Origin of the sequence: Catellatospora bangladeshensis (assembly GCF_016862575.1) — a bacterium.
Lineage (GTDB): Bacteria > Actinomycetota > Actinomycetes > Mycobacteriales > Micromonosporaceae > Catellatospora > Catellatospora bangladeshensis.
Map to the genome: position 1 here is coordinate 21,460 of NZ_BONF01000019.1, position 20,776 is coordinate 42,235.

General features: G+C 72.2%; 13 protein-coding genes. 3 read left to right on the top strand and 10 right to left on the bottom strand.

Annotated elements, in window-relative coordinates:
• Positions 1-168: 168 nt before the first annotated feature.
• The 10 genes from Cba03nite_RS17530 to Cba03nite_RS17575 all read right to left on the bottom strand — a co-directional run bounded on the left by Cba03nite_RS17530 (position 169) and on the right by Cba03nite_RS17575 (position 17,289).
• The gene (locus Cba03nite_RS17530) at positions 169-2,280 is read right to left on the bottom strand and encodes a ThuA domain-containing protein (RefSeq protein WP_203747017.1); all 2,112 of its coding nucleotides are present in this window, start codon (positions 2,278-2,280) and stop codon (positions 169-171) included.
• 88 nt (positions 2,281-2,368) lie between these two features.
• Positions 2,369-5,770, bottom strand: a complete 3,402-nt coding sequence (locus Cba03nite_RS17535) for a discoidin domain-containing protein (protein WP_203747020.1) — start codon at positions 5,768-5,770, stop codon at positions 2,369-2,371.
• A gap of 195 nt (positions 5,771-5,965) precedes the next feature.
• Positions 5,966-9,103 (bottom strand): fascin domain-containing protein, encoded by a 3,138-nt coding sequence (locus tag Cba03nite_RS17540; RefSeq protein ID WP_203747022.1) that lies wholly within the window; start codon positions 9,101-9,103, stop codon positions 5,966-5,968.
• A 156-nt stretch (positions 9,104-9,259) separates the two neighbouring features.
• Positions 9,260-10,342 (bottom strand): polyprenyl synthetase family protein, encoded by a 1,083-nt coding sequence (locus Cba03nite_RS17545; protein ID WP_203747025.1) that lies wholly within the window; start codon positions 10,340-10,342, stop codon positions 9,260-9,262.
• A 235-nt stretch (positions 10,343-10,577) separates the two neighbouring features.
• Positions 10,578-11,957: an alkaline phosphatase family protein gene (locus Cba03nite_RS17550; protein ID WP_203747028.1), complete on the bottom strand. Its 1,380-nt coding sequence runs from the start codon at positions 11,955-11,957 to the stop codon at positions 10,578-10,580.
• Positions 11,957-13,075, bottom strand: a complete 1,119-nt coding sequence (eboE, locus tag Cba03nite_RS17555) for a metabolite traffic protein EboE (protein ID WP_203747031.1) — start codon at positions 13,073-13,075, stop codon at positions 11,957-11,959. Before eboE ends, Cba03nite_RS17550 begins: the two co-directional genes overlap by 1 nt.
• A complete protein-coding gene (locus Cba03nite_RS17560) occupies positions 13,075-13,926 on the bottom strand; it encodes a TatD family hydrolase (protein ID WP_203747035.1) in 852 nt (283 codons plus the stop codon). Before Cba03nite_RS17560 ends, eboE begins: the two co-directional genes overlap by 1 nt.
• Positions 13,926-15,230, bottom strand: a complete 1,305-nt coding sequence (locus Cba03nite_RS17565; RefSeq protein WP_203747038.1) for a TIM barrel protein — start codon at positions 15,228-15,230, stop codon at positions 13,926-13,928. Before Cba03nite_RS17565 ends, Cba03nite_RS17560 begins: the two co-directional genes overlap by 1 nt.
• On the bottom strand, positions 15,227-16,069 hold the full coding sequence (locus tag Cba03nite_RS17570) for an SCO3242 family prenyltransferase (protein ID WP_203747042.1): 843 nt from the start codon (positions 16,067-16,069) through the stop codon (positions 15,227-15,229). The genes Cba03nite_RS17565 and Cba03nite_RS17570 overlap by 4 nt, the downstream gene beginning before the upstream one ends.
• A complete protein-coding gene (locus Cba03nite_RS17575) occupies positions 16,066-17,289 on the bottom strand; it encodes an inositol-3-phosphate synthase (protein ID WP_203747045.1) in 1,224 nt (407 codons plus the stop codon). Before Cba03nite_RS17575 ends, Cba03nite_RS17570 begins: the two co-directional genes overlap by 4 nt.
• A gap of 397 nt (positions 17,290-17,686) precedes the next feature.
• Between Cba03nite_RS17575 and Cba03nite_RS40520 the strand changes: the two genes are divergently transcribed.
• The 3 genes from Cba03nite_RS40520 to Cba03nite_RS17590 all read left to right on the top strand — a co-directional run bounded on the left by Cba03nite_RS40520 (position 17,687) and on the right by Cba03nite_RS17590 (position 20,771).
• Positions 17,687-18,853, top strand: coding sequence for a ThuA domain-containing protein (locus tag Cba03nite_RS40520; RefSeq protein ID WP_203747048.1), 1,167 nt, complete (start codon positions 17,687-17,689; stop codon positions 18,851-18,853).
• 149 nt (positions 18,854-19,002) lie between these two features.
• Positions 19,003-19,344, top strand: a complete 342-nt coding sequence (locus Cba03nite_RS17585) for an STAS domain-containing protein (RefSeq protein WP_203747051.1) — start codon at positions 19,003-19,005, stop codon at positions 19,342-19,344.
• Positions 19,341-20,771, top strand: a complete 1,431-nt coding sequence (locus Cba03nite_RS17590; RefSeq protein WP_203747054.1) for a trehalose-6-phosphate synthase — start codon at positions 19,341-19,343, stop codon at positions 20,769-20,771. The genes Cba03nite_RS17585 and Cba03nite_RS17590 overlap by 4 nt, the downstream gene beginning before the upstream one ends.
• Positions 20,772-20,776 lie beyond the last annotated feature (5 nt).

Sequence of the window (20,776 nt, forward strand, 5' to 3'; positions counted from 1 at the left end):
CCGGCGCGCGGGGCACGCGCCGGGGCGGGACGGGGAAGGTCAGTTGCGTTCGGCCGTCGGCGTCACCCGCCACCAAGGAGGTAAGCGAAGCGAAGCCGACGACCGGCGGGTGACGCCGACTGCAGAGGCCGAACGCCGCACGCGCGGAGCGTGTGCCAGCAGCTCAGCTCAGCTGCCGTAGATGTCGAGCTCCCAGAGGGAGTAGCCCCACTGGGTGGCGCGCTGGGTGCCGTTGATCCGCACGTAGCGGCCGTTGCCGGAGACGGTCAGGTCGTCGACGCCGCCGTCACCGGTGGTGGTGGAGTAGATCGAGGTCCAGGTGCTGTTGTCGTTGGAGACCTGCACCTGGTACGCCCGGCCGTAGGCCGTCTCCCAGCTGAGCCGGACCCGGCTGATCACCTTCGCCGCGCCGAGGTCGACGGTGATCCACTGCGGGTCGCTGTAGGCGCTGCCCCAGCGGGTGCCGGTGTTGCCGTCCACGGCGTTGGCGCCGTTGTGCGCGCTGCCGGGCTCCACGCTGGAGACCGTCACCGGGCGGTTGCGCGACAGCAACTGGGGGCCGCTGGCCGGGGTGCCGTAGACGTTCAGGTCCCACAGCGAGTAGCCGTACTGGGTGAGGCCGCGCTGGGTGCCGTTGACCCGCACGTACCGGCCGGTGCCGGACACCGTCAGGTCGTCCACGCCGCCGTCGCCGGTGGTCGTGGTGTAGACGTTCGTCCAGGTGGCGTTGTCGGGCGAGGTCTGCACCTGGTACGCCCGCGCGAAAGCGGCCTCCCAGTTCAGCCGGACCCGGTTGATGGTGTACGAGCCGCCGAGGTCCACGGTGATCCACTGCGGGTCGGCGTACGCGCTCCCCCAGCGGGTCGCCGCGTTCCCGTCCACGGCGTTCGCGGCGACGTGCGCGCTGCCGGGCTCCACGCTGGACGCCGTGGCGGTCTTGCCCTGGGCGATGTCCGTGGCGGGCGGCGTGCCGCCGTCGGTCTTGATGCGGATGTTGCGGTAGTTGATGTCCGCGCCGGTGCCGTCGTTCTGCACGCCGATGTACCCGTTGGCGATCGCCCGCGAGCTGGTGTAGTCGTTGATCTTCACGCCGTTGAGCCAGATCTCGACCCGCTGGCCGTGCAGCCCGATCTCGTAGGTGTTCCACTGGCCGGGCGGGTTGAGCGCGGCGGCGCGGGCGGTGGTGTTCGGCGCCTGGAAGCTGTACACGCTGCCCGTGGTGCGGCTCGGGTCGGCGTCGGTGGCGTCGATCTGGATCTCGTGCCCGGCGTTGACCGGCCCCCACGGGTCGTTGCCCGGGTCGGGGAAGCCGATGAACACGCCGCCGTTGTCGTCGCCCGGCATCATCCAGTCGACCTTGAGCGAGTAGTTGGCGTAGGTGCGCACCGGGAACCACAGCAGACCCATGCCGCCGAACGAGGTCAGCGTCTCGTTGGCCAGCGTGAACCCGCCAGGTCCGGCCATGCGCCACTGGTTCAGGCTCGCCTGGGTGCCGTCGAAGATCGCGGTGTAGCCGGTCTCCGGGCGGCAGTCGGCGGGCTTGGCCCCGGCCGCGATCTGGATGCCGCCGAGCAGCATGGTGCGGAAGTTCGCGTCGGCGTAGGTCTCCTCGGTGTGCCCGAGGCCGGTGTACCAGGATCGGCCGCCGCCGTAGTTCTGGCACCAGGTGATCGGGTGGTCGCCCATGGTCCCGCCCGAGTACGACGACTCGACCAGGCTGGACAGCACCTTCACGTTGCCGCGCGGGTTGGCGCGGTAGTTGTACCACTCGTCGGTGCGGGTCCAGGTCGGCGGCAGGTGCGCGGTGGAGATGTTCGCGCGGTCCTCGACCCGGATGGTGGCCTGCTGCGTGGCCGGGTGCGAGGCGAAGTACGCCCCGACCAGGCCGCCGTACCAGGACCAGTCGTACTCGGTGTCGGCGGCGGCGTGGATGCCGACGTAGCCGCCGCCGGAGGCGATGTAGCTCTGGAACGCGGCCTCCTGCGTCGTGTTGAGCACGTCGCCGGTGGTGGAGAGCCAGATGACGGCCTGGTACTGGGCCAGGTTGGCGGTGGTGAACTGGGCGGCGTCCTCGGTCGCGGTGACCGTGAAGCCGTTGGCGGTGCCGAGTGCCTGGATGGCGGCAATGCCGTTGGGGATGGACGAGTGGCGGAAGCCGGCCGTCTTGGAGAAGACCAGCACCTTCGTCAGCGGTGCGGCGGACGCGGGCAGCGGCGCCGCCAGCGCCGTGCCGGCCGCCAGCGCGAGGCCGGCGACCACGGACAGAAACCTTCTGCGCATCAGTGCTCCTTGGATCGGGTGGTCCAGGTCGGGGAGGTGCCTGTGCGGGGCGGGGAGGCGGTCGCACACGCCGCCTCCCCGCGTCGGGTCAGGACCCGTAGACGTCGAACTCCCACAGCGAGTAGCCCCACTGGGTGGCGCGCGCCGTGCCGTTGATCCGGACATAGCGGCCGGAGCCGGAGACCGTGAGGTCGTCGGTGCCGCCGTTGCCGGTGGTGGTCGACGAGACCGTGGTCCAGCTGCTGTTGTCGTTCGAGACCTGCACCTGGTAGGCGGTGGCGTACGCGGCCTCCCAGTTCAGGACCACGCGGCTGATCGACCGGTTCTGGCCGAGGTCCACGGTGATCCACTGCGGGTCGCTGTAGAGGCTGCTCCAGCGGGTGGCCGTGTTGCCGTCCACCGCGTTGGCCGCGACGTTCGTACCGGCCTCGGTGCTGGACACGGTGACCGGGCGGCCGCGCGACAGCAGGGTCGTGCCGCTGACCGGGGACCCGTAGACGTTCAGGTCCCAGATCGAGTAGCCGTACTGGGTCAGGCCGCGCTGGGTGCCGTAGACGCGCACGTAGCGGCCGGTGCCGGTGACGTTGAGGTCGTCCACGCCGCCGTCGCCGGTGGCGGTGGAGAAGACCGACGTCCAGGCGCTGTTGTCACTGGACACCTCGACCCGGTAGGCGCGCCCGAAGGCGGCCTCCCAGTTGATCCGGACCCGGTTGAGCGTGTACTGCTGGCCCAGGTCCACGGTGATCCACTGCGGGTCGGCGTAGAGGCTGCTCCAGCGGGTGGCGGAGTTGCCGTCGACCGCGTTGGCGGCGACGTTGGCCCCGGCCTCGGTGCTGGACGCGGTCACCGGGCGGCCCTGCGCCAGGTCGCTGCCGCCGCCCGGCGGGGTGGTGCCCACGCCGCTGCCGATGAACGTGTAGCTGTCCACGTCGTACAGCGCGCCGGTGCCCGAGCCGGTGAACACCAGGTACAGGTCGTGCGTGCCGTCGTCGGGCTTCGTCACCGGGGCGGTCAGCTCGGTGTAGTTGTCCCAGCCGCCGGTGCTCGGCACGGTGATCCGGGCCACCTCGGGGCCGGTCGTCGAGTCGTACCGGAAGGACAGCACGCCGCCCGCGTTGGCCGAGGAGACCCGGGCCTTGACGCTGGTGATGCCCTTCAGGCTGACCGCGTGGTGCCGGACCGACTCGCCGTTCTGGATGTCGCCGAGCCGCTGGCCGCCCTCGGCGGCGGCCTGGGCGACCACGCGCGGCCCGTTCAGGGTCACGTAGTGCTCGGCCTGCCACTGCTTGGGCCACAGGGTGAGCTGCTGCTCGCCGGTCAGCGGCACGGTGCCGGTGGCGCCGCGGTCGGTGTAGCTGCCGCGGACCACGAAGAACTGCACCGCGTCGAGCCCGGCGTGGATCGGGCCGGTGTTGAAGGTGAAGCCGCAGCCGGTGCCCTGGCCCTCCTCGTGCGCGTGCTCCTGGTGGCCCAGGGCCACCCGGACCACCACGTTGCCGCAGGCGATGGTGCCGTCCTGCGCGTCGGTGGAGGAGGCCGTGGCGGTGATGTTGTCGCCCCAGCCGTAGACGCCGCCGTTCGGGATGGACCCGACGGTGGTGACCGGCCGGTTGTTGCCGACCACGATCGGCAGCACGGTGGTGCCGGAGCGGCCGGTGCCGTCGTTGACGGTCAGCCGGGCGCGCTTGTCGCCCACGGTGGTGTACGTGTACGACGGGTTCGCCGCGGTGGAGTCCGTGGTCCCGTTGTTGTCGAAGTCCCAGGCGTAGGTCAGCGGGTCGCCGTCGGGGTCGCTGCTGCCCGCGCTGGAGAAGGTCACCGCGAGCGGCGCGAGGCCGTTGTCCCGGTTGGCCGTGGCCACGGCGATCGGCGAGCGCCCGCCCGCCACATAGTTGATTTTGTACAGGCCCGCCGCGACGTCGCCGGAGAAGTATCCGTTGCCGTACTCGAGCAGGTAGAGCGAGCCGTCCGGCCCGAACTCCATGTCGATCGGGTGCACCAGCTGCATCCCGGCCACGACCGGCTCGATGACCGTCGGGTTGCCGGTCGCCGCGTTGCCGTTGCTGAACTGGACCTCCTTGATCCAGTTACGGCAGTACTCGGTGATGATCAGCTTGTTGTCGTAGTACTGCGGCCACTTCACGTCCGAGACCAGGTTCGGGTTGTAGTGGTAGACCTCGGCGTGGTTGGGCGAGCCGCAGCCGCCGGGGTTGTCCAGGGCGGGCCAGTCGACGCTGCCGCCGTGCTGCTCCCACACCAGCGCGCCCTTGGTCGCCGGGAGCTGCTGCAGGCCGGTGTTGCGGGGCGAGTTGTTGACCGGGCCGGTGCTGCCGCCGCACGGGAACCAGCCGCGCGGGCTGTTGGTGGCGAAGTCCCAGTCGTTGTAGGCGACGTTCGGGCCGCCGCAGTACGGCCAGCCGTAGTTGCCGGGCCCGCTCGCGCGGTTGTACTCGTCGTAGGCGGCCGGGCCCCGGTTGGGGATGGTGGCGCCCGCGTCCGGGCCGACCTCGCCCCAGTAGAGGGTGTTGTTGGCCTGCTTGTCGACCCAGATGCGGTACGGGTTGCGTACGCCCATGATGTAGATCTCGGGCCGGGTGCCGGCCGTGCCCTGGGCGAACAGGTTGCCCGGCGGGATGGTGTAGGTCCCGTTGCTCTCCGGGTGGATCCGGTTGATCTTGCCGCGCAGGTCGTTGGTGTTGCCCGAGGTGCGCTGCGCGTCGTACTGCGCGTCCCGGCTGGTCCGCTCGTCGATCGGGGCCATGCCCGCCGAGTCGCCGCCGGAGTTGGTGTTGTCGCCCACCGCGAAGTAGAGGTTGCCGGCCGAGTCCCAGGTCATCGAGCCCGCGGAGTGGCAGCACAGCCGCCGCTCGGTGGGCCACTCGATGAGCTTGGTCTCGCTGGCCGCGTCCAGCACCAGCGTGCCGGTGTTGAAGGTGAACCGGCTGATCCGGTTGACCAGCGGCGTGGCCACCGGCGAGTAGAACAGGTACACCCAGCGGTTCGTGGCGAACTGCGGGTGCAGCGTGATGCCGATCAGGCCGTCCTCGAACCGGGCGTCGAGCTGCAGGGTCAGCGCCACGGTGGTCGAGTTGGTGGCCGGGTTGAACAGGCGCACCTGGCCACCGCCGGAGCTGGTGCCCCGGTTGATGTAGAGGACCTTGCCGTCGGGCAGCACGGACAGCTCGATCGGCTCGCCCATGGACAGCCCGCCGTCCAGCTTCACCTTCTCGAAGCTGCTGGTCGGGGGCGGTGCGGCGGCCGCCGGGGCGGGTGCGGCGGTGACGCTGACGGCGCTGGCCGTGAGGCTGGCCAGCAGCAGCATGGCCAGGCCCGCGGCGAGGCGGGGTCGGGTACTTCGTGGCATGGCGACGCTCCGGTGGGGGTCGGCGGGGATCGGGCGGGCGACCTCGGGGGTGCGCACGGCCCATCGGCCGACCTGCCACCGCGACTGCGGCGCAGGAGGTGGTGCTTCGGCGACGGGTGCGGCCATGACGCGTTCCCTCGGGTCGGGACCCGGACGGTGCCCCGTGCCGCCCGTGGAGGCGGTGCGCGGAGAGCGGCCGGGCCACCGGGCCGCCGCGGTGGTGCCGCGAGGACCCGGACGTCGGTCCGGAGCCGGGTCGCCGAATGACCGGCTCCGAGATGGCGGTGCGGGGGGCCGGACGGACGCGGCCCCCCGCACGAATCAGAGTGTGATCATGTCGAACTTCTCCCACGGCCCGATGGCCGTGCGATTGGCGATGAGCGAGCCCGCACCGGCGTTCTCGGCCACCACGTAGAGGTTGTTGACCGTGGCCCGCAGGCTCACCGTGTTGTCGGAGTTGCGGACCAGCGCGAACGTCTCCCAGGAGCCGGCCGAGGCGCGGTTGGCCAGCAGCGGGTTGGCGCCCGCGTTCTCGGCGCAGACGAACTGGCCGTTGCTGCGAGCCTTGAGCGCGACGTTTCCGCCGCCGAGGTCGACCACCTCGAACTGCTGGGCGGTGCCGGTGGTCGTGGAGTTGGCGATCAGCGCCGTGGTGGCGTTGGCCGCGGTGACGTACTGGCCGTTGGCCAGGGCGCGCAGCGCGACATAACCCGTGGGCTGCGGGTTGCCGCCGCCGGTGGTGACGCGCAGCGCGTCCACGATCGCCACCGAGGTGGTCTTGTTGACGATGCGGATCGTGTGCTGCGCGTTGGCCAGGCCGGTCTTCGACCAGACCACCACCTGCGCCTGCCGCGCGCCGGACACGTTCAGGTTGACGTTGGCCTGGAACACGCCGTCGAGGTACACGTCGACGTTGCCCATGTCGCTGAACCGCTCAGACAGGTACTCGATGCCGGTGCCGGTGAAGGTGTAGCTGGCCGCGGCGTTGACGGTGTTGGTGTGGTGGGTGTCGTCGTTGTAGTCGCCGTAGCCCCGGCCGGTGGTGTGGTACCACCCGGCGTCGTAGGTCAGCTCGGTGTTGTTGACCAGCCCGCCTCCGCCGCCGGTGCCCAGGCCCAGCGTCGAGGCGGTGTTGCGCAGCGACTTGGCGTCGTTGTTCTGCGTGCCGGTCAGCGTGGCCGTGGTGTAGTTGGCCAGCGGCTTGGCGGTGCGCTCGACCACGTACACCGTGTTCGCGGCGGTGGCGAAGCTGATCTCCGCCGCGCTGGACGTCGTGATGATCGCGTTGTCGCTGGTGCGGCGCACCCGGACCTGCTGGGTGCCCCACGGGTTGACCACCGTGGCGTTCTTGCCGAACTGGCTGCGCAGGCCCACGTACTTGATCTCGCCGGCCTCGCGCTCCGAGCTGACCAGGAAGCCGTCCTTGGCCAGCAGCGTGAACTTGCCGACGAAGGACGAGTCGGTCGGCACCGCCGGGAACACCCTGATCTTGTCGTTGTAGCTCTGCATCAGCGACTCGTTCATGGCGACCAGGTGGATGCCCAGGTACTCGAACACCCCGTTGGTGTTGTTGGTCATGCCGTTGGGGTAGTTCTGGTAGCGCTGCAGCATCAGCTTCATGCCGTTGAACGCCTGGTCGCCCAGGCCCAGCCGGGCCGCCTGCGCGTGGTCGTTCGCCCACACGTTGCTGTACGGGTTGGGCCGCACGTTCCAGGTGTTCAGCGCGGTGCCGTAGTCGGCGTAGCCGATGCCGGTGCGGTCGTAGGGCCAGATCAGCTCGGCCGACACGTTCTCACCGTTGCGCGTGGGCGACGTCGGCGGGTCGTGCGGCAGCCAGGCGTTGTTGGAGATCTGGTACGGCCACAGGTTGTCGACCAGGTTCTGCCAGCCGGCGCGCAGCCCGCTGTCGAGGCCGAGCTGCGTGCTGACCTGGATGGTCAGCGGGGCCAGCAGCCGCACCGCGGCCAGGTCCGTGATCGCGTTGCGCACGTCCCAGTAGGTCTCGTGCGCGTTGCTGTTGACCATCTGGTACTTGCCGTTGATCAGCTGGAACCGGTTCTGGTAGAAGCGCAGCGCGTCCTTCAGGTACGGGTACACCGTGTTCTGCAGGTACGCGGTGTCGTTGGTGTACCGGTACTGCAGGTACATGTTGTACGCGGCCTCGGTGCCGGTGGAGTAGATGTCGTTGACGTAGTCGCTGTTGATGGTGCCGCGGGCGTTGCCGTCCCAGCCCATCGTCTCCGGCACCCACAGCGAGTCCGTGCCGTACCTGGTCTGCGTGTACGCCTTGAGCGCGGCGTAGTTGCGGCTGTAGAGCCGGTTGAACACCGCCATCATGTCGGCGTGGTTGCTGGCCAGGAACGAGTTGTAGACGTCGCGCTGGTTCCAGTACCAGTACCCGTTGCTCCACTTGGTCTGGTCGCCGGTCGCCCGGAACACGCCGTTGATGAAGTGCACCGGGTAGTTGCCGAACCCGCCCGCCGCGATCATGTACGTGGACAGGTAGTACACGTTCTCCAGGTAGTCGGCCTCGCCGTTGGAGTTCGAGTACTGCACGAACGACTTGCCCCAGAAGTTGTGCCACCAGTTCTTGTAGTTGGTGAACGTCGTGCTGTAACCAGTGGACTTCGCCGAGTTCAGCTGGTTCTTGGCCTGGGCGACCGAGTCGAGGTTCGGGGAGTTGATCCGGCTGGCCGCGGTGAACCAGATGGTGTAGCTCGACGTCGGCGTGATGCTCAGCCGCACCCGGGTCCCGTTGACCACCGACGCCGTGTACGACGCACCCTCGACCGTGGCGGCGAAGGTGTAGCCGAAGTTGTTCGGGTCGGCCTGGCCCCGGCTGAACCACGCGGCCGAGGAGTCGCTGCCGGTGGACACGGTGCGCCAGGTGGTCAGGTTGGGCACGTCGGCGCTGTTGGAGACCCCGTTCGGGTCCCACAGGCTCAGCTCCAGCGTCGCGCTCGACACCCCGCCACGGGCGTCGTCGACGTGGATGCCCATCACCTCGGAGCCGGGCGAGCCCATCATGGTGACAGTGCGGTTGCTGTCGTACTTCGTGGTCAGCGTGCCGTCGTACAGCGACAGGCGCTGCTGGAAGGTGCTGGAACCGGAGTCCAGGGCCGGGCTGGTGTTGAAGTTGAGCATGCCGGCCGCGAACGCCGACTGCTGCGACAGGTCCACGCCGGACACCTGGGCGGTGATCCCGTTGGCGGACCAGACCATGGCGCCGGTCTTGCCGTTGCCGACGGTGAGGCCGTGCAGCGGGTTGGTGTTCTGGCGGTTGTAGACGACGTCGTGCTTGGACAGGTATCCGGCGTAGTTGACGTTGAGCGCGCCGGTGGAGCTGTTGAACGCGGCGTCGGTCGGCGACGCCAGGGCGGGAGCGGCGGGGGCGGCCGCGCCCAGGCCGGCGGCGACGAGCGCCGCGACGGCCAGTCGTAGCGACTTGCTGAGGTTCATGGGGGTATGACCTCCGCGAGATGGGGGCAGAGTTTCCGGCCTGTTACCGGACCGTGTATGAAATATCCTATAGGATAGAGGAAGATCAGGTTAAGACATGTCGCTGTTTATATGGAAATTGGTGGGCTCAGTGGATTCCTGAGCGATCCTGTTGCCTCAGGCCGATCTGCTCGCCACGAATTCCGCCAGCCCCGCCAGCGCCTGCCGCGCGTCCGGCGCGAGATCCAGGAAGTCCAGCGCACGCAGCGACTCCGCCCGCGCCGCCGCGATCCGCTCCTCCACCGCCGCCAGCGCCCCACTGCCGGCCACCGCCTCCCGCACCAGCCGTGCCCCCGGCTCGTCCAGCTGCGGATCCCCCACGTGCGCCGACAGCACCGCACGCGATCGCACGTCGGCGCGCGCGTACGCCTCCGCCAGCAGCTGCGTCGGCTTGCCCTGGCGCAGGTCGTCCAGGGTGGACTTGCCCGTGCGCGCCGGGTCGCCGAACACCCCCAGCACGTCGTCGCGCAGCTGGAACGCCTCGCCCAGCGGCTCGCCGTACGCGGCCAGCCCGTCCAGCACCGCGTCCGGCGCCCCGGCCAGCGTCGCCCCGATCTGCAGCGGCCGCACCACCGAGTAGCGCCCCGTCTTCAGCTGCACCACCCGCGCCGCGCGGGCCGGCGCGCCCGGCCCGAAGTCGGCCATCGCCTGCGCGACGACCTCCAGATACTCCCCCGCCACCGCCTCGGTGCGCATCACCGCGAACAGGCGCCGCGCCTGCGCCAGCCGCACCGGCTCCACCGGGCACCCGGCCAGCAGCTCCTCGGCCCACATCGCGCACAGGTCGCCGCAGAGCAGCGCGGTGTTGCGCCCGAACGCCCGCGCGTCCCCGCGCCAGCCCGCGCGCGCGTGCGCCGCCGCGAACTCCTCGTGCAGCGACGGCGCGCCCCGGCGGCGGGTGCCGTCGTCGATCAGGTCGTCGTGGATCAGCGCGAAGCAGTGGAACAGCTCCAGCGCCGCGCCCGCGGTCACCGCGCGCTGGTCGTCGGCCTGCTCCGCCGGGGCCGCCGTGCCGCGCCAGGCCCAGTAGCAGAACGCCGGCCGCAGCCGCTTCCCCCCGCTCAGGATGAACCGCCGCAGCGAATCCAGCATCGGCCGCAGGTCCTCGTCGGGCCACAGCAGCCGCTGCCCGTCCACGAACCCGGCCAGCACCGCGTCGATCCGCGCGGCCAGCGGCGTCGGCGCGGGCGCGAGCGTCACGGCGCGCTCCCCACACCCGCGGGTCCGGAGTGCAGTTTCGGGGAAACTGCACGAATCCTCACCCCAGACCCTGTACTTTCCCCGAAACTGACGCGCCCACCGGCGTGGGCCCCCACCCGCGTAGCGAGCGCCCACCCCACGGGCGTGCCCGCGCGGCCGCCCTGCAGTTTCGGGGAAACTGCACGAATCCCAGCGACCCACCCTGCAGTTTCCCGGAAACTGCCACACCCCGGCGTCATGGCGTGCTCCCGGCGAGGCGGAGGAGGAGGGCCTTGACGTCGGTGGCGGCGATGCGGTCGACGGCGGGGCCGGGGTCGGAGCACAGGAGCAGGGGTGCGTCGTCGGGACCGGGTGGGAGCAGGCCGTGGGAGCCCCGGATCGCCGACGCGCCCGCGTCCAGGCCGATCACGTTCATGCGGTAGCGCATGCCGAGCTTCTTGCGGACCAGCGCCTTCGCGGCACGGGCCTTGGCGGCGCCGGGGCTCGCCGGGTCGAAGAACAGCTCGGCGGGGTCGTAGCCGGGCTTGCGGTGGATCTCGACGTGGGTGGCGAAGTCGGGGGCGCGCTTGTCGTCGAGCCAGTAGTAGTACGTGAACCAGGCGTCGGGCTCGGCGAGCAGCACCAGCTCGCCGCTGCGGGCGTGGTCCAGCCCCTGCTCGGCCTTGCCGGACTCGTCGAGCACCTGCCCGACGCCGGGCAGCTCCGCGCAGATCTTCGCGACGGCGGCCAGGTCGGCGGGGTCGCGTACGTACACATGCGCGATTTGATGATCGGCGACGGCGAACGCGCGCGAGGTGAACGGGTCCAGGTACTCCATTCCGTCCTGGGTGTGCACGTGCAGCAGCCCGGCGGCGCGCAGCGCCCGGTTGACGTGCACGGGGCGGGACACGTCGGTGATGCCGTACTCCGAGAGCGCGACCAGCGTCGCCCCGCGCGCGGCGGCGGCGTCGAGCAGCGGGCCGAGGACCTCGTCCAGCGCGGCGGCGGCCTGGGCCGAGCGCGGGTCGGCCGGGCCGAAGCGCTGCAGGTCGTAGTCGAGATGCGGCACGTACACCAGGGTCAGGTCCGGGTCGCGGGTCTGCATGACGTGCACCGCCGCCTCGGCGATCCACTTCGACGAAGGCAGGCCCGCGCCCGGACCCCAGTACGTGAACAGCGGGAACTCGGGCAGCTCGTCGTGCAGCTCGGCCGGGATCGTGTAGCAGTCCGGCTCCTTGCGGCCGTCGGCGCGGTAGATCGGGCGCGGCGTGATCGTCCAGTCGACGTCCGCGCCCATGGCGTACCACCAGCAGATGTTCGCCACGGTGTAGCCGGGGCGGTCCCTGCGGATCGCGTCCCAGACCCGCTCGCCCTCGATGAGCGCGTGGCTCTGCCGCCACAGCAGCACCTCGCCGAGGTCGCGGAAGTACCACCCGTTGCCGACGATGCCGTGCTGCGCCGGGGTGCTCCCGGTCAGGAACGTCGCCTGCACCGAGCAGGTCACGGCCGGCACGACCGGGTCGAGGCGCGCAGTGAAGCCGTCCGCGCACGCGGCGCGCAGCCGGGGCATGCGCGCGAGCAGCCGTGGCGTCAGCCCGACGACGTCCAGCACCACCAGCGGATTGATCCGGTCCATCACGACACTCCCAACGCGGCGAACTGTTCCCGGGCGAAGGCAAGCTCGGCGGCGATGCCCGCGGCCAGCCCCGCGTCGTCGGCGGGGCGGGCCGCCGACGGCAGCACGTCCCAGGTGTAGGTCTCGACCTCGAAGTGGTCGCAGTCGGAGTTGGTGAGCAGCGCGGCCAGGCCCTCCTGCAGCACCTGGGTGCTGGTGCGCAGCGGTTCGAGGGCGGCGGCGTGCAGCGGCGCGTGGAAGTGGATGCGCCACGGGCCGGGCGCCTCCGAGGCCAGCGCGAGCGGCAGGTCGTCGAAGCGCTCCCCCGCCGAGCTGCGGGTCTGGTGCAGGAAACGCGGCTCGGCGTATGCCGCGAGCACCTCCCGGGCCGCCTGCGGGTCCTCGACCTCCAGCGCCTGGGACACCTGCACCTTGACCACGGGCACCCCGGCCGACTTGAGCTTGGCGACCGCGTCGGCCGGGTCCTCCCAGCCGCAGGCCAGGTGCGCGAGGTCGACGCATACCCCCAGATGCTCGTCGGCGACGGCGGACAGCGCCGCGACGGCCTGGTCGGTGGACTCGACCACGCAGCCCGGCTCGGGCTCCAGCGCGACCCGGACCGTCCGGTCCAGGCGGGCGAGTCCGGCCGCCAGCTCGCCGAACTGGGCGCGGGCGGCGCCGAAGCGCCGCTTGTCCCAGGGCTCGCGCCAGGCCAGCGGCAGCGTCGAGATCGAGCCGCGGGCGGCGTCGTCGGGCAGCAGCTCGGCCAGCACCAGGGCCAGGTCGAGGGTGTACCGCAGCCGCCGCGGGTCGGTCCAGTCCGGCAGGTAGACGTCGTGCTTGACCACCGGGGCCTGGAACGCCTGGTAGGGGAAGCCGTTGAGGGTGACCGTCTCCAGGCCGCGCGCCGACAGCTCGGTCCGCAGCCGCCGGCGCAGCTCGGGCTGCTCGGCCAGGGCGCGGGCGACCGGGGCGGCCAGCCACAGGCCCAGCCCCAGCACGTCGGCGCCCAGGCGCTCGCGCACCGGCACCGCGAACCGGTCCAGCTGCGACAGCACCCCGTCGAAGTCCTCGGCCGCATGCACGTTCGTGCAGTACGCCAGGTGGACGGTGGTGCCGTCGGCGTCGCGCAGCCGCATCACGAACCCCCGCGCAGGATCGAGTTCCCGGCGAACGTCGCCTCGGCGGCGGCGTCCTCGTCGAGGTCGAGCCGGCCGGACTGCCCGTAGAACTCGACGGGGTTGCGCCAGAGCACGCGGTCCACGTCGTCGGCGCTGAACCCGGCCGCGAGCATCGCCTCGCCGGTGCGCAGGGTGAGCAGCGGATCGGACTTGCCCCAGTCGGCGGCGGAGTTGACGAGCATGCGCTCCAGGCCGTACTCGCGCAGGATGGCGACCATGCGCTCGGGCGACATCTTGGTGTCGGGGTAGATGGAGAAGCCCATCCAGCAGCCCGTCCCGGCGACCTCGCCGACGGTCGGCTCGTTGAGGTGGTCCAGCACCACCATGCCCGGGTCGATGCCGGACTCCTTGACCACATCGAGGCTGCGCCGGGTGCCGGTGACCTTGTCCCGGTGCGGGGTGTGCACCAGCGCGGGCAGCCCGTGCTCGCGGGCGAGCTGCAACTGGACCGCGAAGACCTCGTCCTCCTCGGCGGTCATCGAGTCGTAGCCGGTCTCGCCGACCGCGACGACCCGGTCCTTGGCCAGGTAGCGCGGCAGCAGCGGCAGCACCTCCCGGCAGCGCGGGTCGTTGGCCTCCTTCGGGTTCAGCGCGATGGTGCAGTGGTGCCGGATGCCGTACTGGCTCGCCCGGAACGGCTCCCACCCGATCAGCGCGTCGAAGTAGTCGGTGAACGAACCCGGGTTGGTGCGGGGCTGGCCGAGCCAGAAAGCCGGCTCGACCAGCGCTCGCACACCCGCCGCCGCCATCCGCTCATAGTCGTCGGTGGTGCGCGAGGTCATGTGGATGTGCGGGTCGAAGATGCGCATCAATGCAGCCTCTCCAGGAGTTCGACGGCGTCGGCGGGCATGGTGCGGCCGGCCGCTTCCCGCTCGTGGCGCAGGGCCGCGAGCATGCGGCCCAGCTCGGTGTCGGCGCGTTCGGCCAGCCCGTCCACCCCGGACAGCGGCAGGCCCATGAACACGCTCTTGAGCACGCCCTGGCGCCACTCGGCGGCGGGCAGGTCCCGCGCGCCGGGGCCGAGCGCGGCGGCGACCAGGCGGGTGTCGTTGCTGCGCAGCGCGTCGCGGACCAGGTCCGGAGCGGGGCAGGCCAGCAGCACGGCACGCTTCTCGTCGTTGTCGCCGTAGCGGTACAGCTCGGCGGCGGCGTCCGCGCCGGGCGCGGCGGCGTGCAGCAGGCGCACCCGGGCGTCCTCGGCGGCGGCGCGGCCCACGCCCCGGCGTGCGGCGGGCAGCAGCGTGGCGATCGCGGCCGGGTCGCGGGCGATCTTGTCGAGGGCGTCGCCGAGCCACTGCGCGGCGCGCAGGAAGGTCAGCGAGCGGGCCGCGACCTCGGGTGCGGCGTGCGAGTGCCGGGGCAGCTCGACGGCGACCAGGCCGGTGTATCCGGTGTCGGCCAGCGCGCGCAGCACCGGCGGGAAGTCGATCTCGCCCGTGCCGAACTCCAGGTGCTCGTGCACGCCGCGGCGCATGTCGTCGATCTGCACGTTGACCAGGTGCGGCCCGGCGATCCGGACGCACTCCTCGACGCCGACGGGCTCGTTGGCGCAGCAGTGGCCGATGTCGAGGGTGAGCTTGAGCTGCTCGCCGACGAGGTCGCGCAGCCGCTGCCAGTCGGCGAGGGTCTCGACGAGCATGCCGGGCTCGGGCTCGAAGCCGGGCGCGACACCGCGCTCGGCCGCGTAGGCGACGACCTCGGCGCAGCCTTCGGCCAGCAGCTGCCAGGCCACGTCGGCGGATACGTGCGCGGGACGGACCCCGGCCCAGAACGACACGGCTTCGGCGTTCAGCTCGGCGGCGATGTCGACGGCCCGTTTGAGGAAGTCGACGCGGCGGGGCGCGTCCTCGTGCAGGAAGGTGGGCGCGTGCTTGCGCCGGGGGTCGAGCAGGTAACGCGCGCCGGTCTCCACGACCACCGCCAGCTCCCGCTCCGCGAGCAGCCGTGCGGTCCGTGCCACCTGGTCTTTCACATCGATGGCGTACGGATCCACGTGCGCGTGGTCCAGCGTCAGCGCGACGCCGGTGTAGCCGAGTTCGGCGATCACGTCGAGGGCGTCGGCGAGCCGGTGGTTGGCGAATCCGTTGGTGCCGTAGCCGAAGCGCAGGCTCATGTCGGGGACACCTTTCTCGCGAGCTTCGCCCCGGCGGGGGCGGCGGTGGCGATCGCGGCCCCGAGCAGCGGCCGGCCGTCCCTGGCGATGAGCGCGCCCTGCAGCGCGGGCAGCGAGGTGATCCCGGCCCCGACCGCGGCGCGCACCCGCGGCGCGTCGGGCTGGCGCAGCACCTCGCGCTGGGCCCGGCCGAAGCGCACCGCATACCACGCCGCCAGCAGCACCGGCAGCGGCCCGCCGGACCGGCCCGCGGCCTGCGTGGCCACCGCGGCGGTCGCGCCCAGCGTCAGCGCGGGCAGCGTGCGGTCGGCGCCGGACACCTCCCGCCGCGACAGTGCGGTGACGGCGTACGTGTGCGCGGCGACGGCCAGCGCGGGCCGGGCGGCGCGGCGCAGGTCGCCGCCGCTGCCGCCCATGAGCACGTCCAGCCCCCGGCACAGCGCCATGCCCGCCGGACCCGCCGGGCTGTTCTTCCACTTCACGTCGTAGGTCCAGATGGCGCCCGCGAGCAGCGCGGCGGTGGCCAGGGTGCGCCGCCCGCCGCTGGCCCCGGCCAGCACCAGGCCCGCCGCGGTCAGGCCGCCCGCCACGGCCAGCGCCGTGTTCGGGCTGATCCGGCCGGACGGGATGGGGCGCTCGGGGCGCTCCTTCGCGTCCAGCTCGCGGTCGGCCCAGTCGTTGGCGGCCATGCCGCCCCAGTAGAGGCAGACCGAGGCGGCGGCGACCCCGGCGGTGCGGGCGCTGAGGCTGCCCGCCGCGACCGCGCCCGCCACGGCGTCACCCGGCACCGACAGCGCGGCGGGAGCGCGCACGAGCTGGGCGAGGTCGCGGAGTCTCATCGCGGCTGCGCCCCGTCCTGGTCCGCGACCCGGTCCGCGTGCTCGTCCGCCGCACCGCCGGGCCCGCCGGAGCCCGAGTCCGCTGCCGCGAGCGGCCACCCGTGCACCCAGCGGCAGAGCAGCTCCCACTGCTCGGCCAGGCCGTGCGGGACGTCGCCGAGCGGGTCTTTGAAGAAGTAGGCGAGCTGCGGCAGCGCCCCGTGCTCCCCCTGTGCGTGGGCGGCGGCGGTGAGCCGGGCCAGATCCAGCACCAGCGGGGCGGCCAGCGCGGAGTCGCAGCCGTGCCAGGTGAACTCCAGCCGCATCCGGCTGCCCAGGAAGCCGCTGAAGGTGATCAGGTCCCAGGCGGTCTTCAGGTCGCCGATGTCGGGCACGTAGTCGATGCGGGTGTGGCCCTCCGGCTCGTAGCCCAGCGTCTCCTTGAGCACCCGCTGCTTGCTGGCGACCTTGGCCGCGTTGGCGTCCGGCCGGGCCAGGGTCGCGCCGTCGCCGCCGCCGAGCAGGTTGGTGCCCGACCAGGAGCGCACCCGCAGGTTGCGCATCGCGAACATGGGCGCGAGCACCGACTTGAGCAGCGTCTCGCCGGTCTTGCCGTCGTGCCCGGCGTAGGGCACCCGGTGGTGGGCGGCGAGCTGGTCCAGCGCGGGCAGCCGTGCTCCGGTCGACGGGGTGAAGTCGACGTACGCGCAGCCCGTGGTGAACGCCGCGTACGCATACCGCGAGCTGGGCGGCAGCACCTGCTCGGTGTGCAGGGCGGCGGCCAGCGCGGCGGCGTCGGCGTGCGCGGGGTGCGGGGCGGCGAGCGGCTCGGTCGAGGACACGTTGACCACGACGACCCGCTCCAGACGGTGCCGGGCCCGGAAGTCGGCCAGATCGGCGGTGATCCGGGCGACGGTGTCGTGCTGCGTGCGGCCCTCGGGGGCCGCTCGGACCTCGGGTTCCATCGCGGACAGCTCGTCGGCGACGGCGGCGACCACCGCGGCGGGCAGCACGCCCGCGGCCACGAGCGCCTGTGCCTTCTTGACCAGGCCGACGCAGGACACGTCGTGTCCGCCGAAGACCAGTTCGGACAGCGCCGGCAGCGCCGGGTGGCGCAGCGCGGGCAGCTCGGTGACGCAGCCGACGGGCTCGGCGAGGGAGGCCCGGATCGCCAGCGCACCCACCATGCTGGTCACCGCGACCGATCCGCGGGCGCCGACGAGCCATATACCAGTACGCACAGGACCTCCTGTAACGCGTTCGTGGCGGCCATATTAAATCCACGCCAGCAAAAGTTTCTAGATAGAGATGCATACTTTTTTCTGATCTAGCAAAAGTTCGGCTGCTGTTGACAAATCGGAGGGCTGGATCGGACGGAAGGGACTTCCCCCGGCCGGACGATTCCTATAGGATTCGATGCCGATAGATATCGGATCCGTGTTCGGCGACCGGCTCCGGTTCGCGGGTGACCTCCGCGAACGCCGTCCAGGGGCGTGCCCGCGCCCCGGGGGCGCTGTCCCGGTCGCCGCCCGCGCCCCGCTTCCCCGCTCGCGCCCGCGGCCGACCGGCCCGGCGTGCCGCGGCGTACGCCGGTCGCCGCCCGCTCACCGCGCTAACCTCAGGCAAGGAGCGAGCCACATGCGAAAACGCGTACTGTCCCTGGTCGCCGGCCTCATCACGGTGCTGGCCACGACCCTGCTGGCCCCGGCCCCGGCCTCCGCGGCGCCGCTGACGAAGGTGCTGGTCTTCTCCAAGACGGCCGGCTTCCGCCACTCGTCCATCCCCAACGGCATCGCCGCCATCCAGGCACTCGGCACCGCCAACGGCTTCACCGTCACCGCCACCGAGGACGCCGCCCAGTTCACCACCGCCAACCTGGCCCAGTACCAGGCCGTCATCTGGCTCTCCACCACCGGCGACGTGCTGGACGCGACTCAGCAGACCGCGTTCCAGAGCTACATCGCCTCCGGCGGCGGCTACGTCGGCATCCACGCCGCAGCCGACACCGAGTACGACTGGTCCTGGTACGGCGGGCTGGTCGGGGCGTACTTCCACTCCCACCCCGCGATCCAGAACGCCCAGCTGCGGGTGGAGGCGCCGGTCAACGCCTCGACCGCGCACCTGCCGTCCACCTGGACCCGCAGCGACGAGTGGTACAACTACCGCACCAACCCGCGTGCCAACGTCCGCGTGCTGATGAACCTCAACGAGGCCAGCTACACCGGCGGCAACATGGGCGACCACCCGATCACCTGGTGCCAGGCGTACGGCGGCGGCCGGGCCTGGTACACCGGCCTCGGCCACACCGAGGCCAGCTACACCGACACCAACTTCACCCGGATGCTGCTCGGCGGCATCCAGATCGCGGCCGGGGCGGTCGCCGCCGACTGCAGCAAGCCCACCCCCGGCCCGGCCGGGACCAGCCTGCGCGCCCGCGCCAACGGCAGGTTCGTCACCGCCCCCAACGGCGGGGCGTCGGCGCTGATCGCCAGCGCGACCACCATCGGCACCGCCGAGCGCTTCGAGATCATCGACCGCGGCAGCGGCAACGTCGCCATCCGCGCGCTGGTGAACTCGCGGTACGTCTGCGCCGACAACGCCGGGGCCAACCCGCTCATCGCCAACCGCACCGCGATCGGCGGCTGGGAGACGTTCGCGCTGATCCGCAACAGCAACGGCAGCATCAGCCTGCGCGCCCAGGCCAACGGCCGGTATGTCGTCGCGGAGAACGGCGGCGCCGCCCCGCTGATCGCCAACCGCACCTCCATCGGCCCGTGGGAGCAGTTCGACCTGGTCACCTCGTAACGGGCACCGAGCAGGCCGGCCGGTGGCGACAGGGCGCCACCGGCCGGCCCATACCTCGTGGGTGGGTTGTCACAAAACTGTCATGCTTTCGAGGGTTAGCTCCGCACCGGACCGGGCATAGGGACCTCCGCCGGTAAGGAGGTAGCCAGGTGAACGAAACGGTCGCGACGGCCACGGCACAGGCGGTGCCGCTGGTGGAGGTGCAGGTCAAGGGCGTATTCGACGCGCAAGCGGCGCCCGGGGTGAACCGTCTCCTGGAGGAGGCGCTGGAGCTGCGCCCGCAGCAGATCGTGATCGACCTGGCCGAGTGCGAGACGATCGACGCGGCGGGCATCCTGCTGCTGCTCGACGCGCACCGGCGTGCCGTGCGCGACGGCGGGACCGTCGCCCTGCGCTCGCCCAACGCGAGCACCCGCCGCAGCCTGCGGCTGGCCCGGCTCGACCGCATGTTGCAGATCCTGCCGTACCAGCAGGGCCGGGTGGTCGCGTGAGCAGGGGCGAGCAGCCTGCCTCGGCGCGGGACGAGCGCGCCTACGACCTGATCGTGGCGGGTGACCGGGTGCCCGCCGCCGATCCCGACGACAGCAGCGACCACGTCGACGTCGCGCTGGCCTCGCTGCGCCCGTTCGTCGCCGCGCGCCGCGGGACCTGGACGGCGGTGCCGGACGGCGCCGCGGCCCGGCTCGGCTCGGGCCTGCTGCGCTCGCTCTACCACCACCAGCGGGCCGAGTTCCCGGACGGCTGGTTCGAGCCGTACGAGCAGGCCAACCATGCGCTCGCGCACTCCGTCGCCAGTTCCGCGGGCTCTGGCGGCATCGTCTGGCTGCACGGGCACCAGCTGCAGCTGCTGCCCCGGATGCTGCGCCGGATGCGGCCCGACCTGGCCTCCGCGGTGCACCTGCACAGCGCGTTCCCGCCCGCCGAGGCGTTCGGGCGGCTGCCCGAGCACCGCGAGCTGCTGTCCGGGCTGCTCGGTGCCGACGTGGTGGCGCTGCCGCACCGCCGCGCCGTGGACAACCTGCTCGACCTGGCCGGGCGGGTGCACGGGCTGCCGGTGCGCGACGGCCAGATCGCCGTCGGCAACCGGCGGGTCCGGGTGCTGGCCTGCGCGCTGCCCGCCGACACCGGCGGCATGCGGCGGCTGTCCCGGCTGCCGCAGGTCCGGGCGCGGGCGGCCGAGATCCGGGCCGCGTTGCGAGTGGACGGGCCGGTGCTGCTGTCCATCGCCGGCTGGGACCCGGCCGACGCGGTCGAGCAGCGGCTGCACGCCTTCGACCGCTTCCTCGCCGAGCACCGGCCGGAGCCGGGCACGGTGGCGCTGCTGCACGTCGCCTGCGGCGAGCCGCGCACCCCTGAGGAGCAGGAGCAGCGTGAGCTGGTCGACCGCCTGATCGCGAAACTCAACGGCACACACGCCAGCGTCGGCCAGGCCGTGGTGCACTACGTGCGCACCAGCCCGGACCGGCGCGAGCTGGCCGCGCTGTACCTGGCCTGCGACGGCCTGCTGGCCACCCCGGTGCACCACGGCACGCTGCACGCCGCGCACGAGTTCGCCGCGGCCCGCGGCGCGCGCGGGGCCACGGTCGTGGTCAGCGAGCTGACCAGCGGCGCCGCCGAGCTACCGGGCGCGATCACGGTGAACCCGCACGACACGGCCGGGTACGCCGAGGCGATCGCCCTCGCGGCGGGCTGCCACGGCCCGGCGCCGCTGGCCGGTGTCCGGCCGGACCAGCCCGCACTCGACACCTGGGCCGAGCACGTGCTCACCGCGGTGCGTGCCCGCGCCGCCGCCGGACCGGTCCCCCGGCCCCGGCGGCAGCCGACCATGCCCGGCCACACCCGGCCCGCGCTGCCGGAGCGGGCCGCGCCCCGGCCCGCCGCCGGACCGGAGCCGGCCCGCCGCACGGACGTGCACTGACGCCA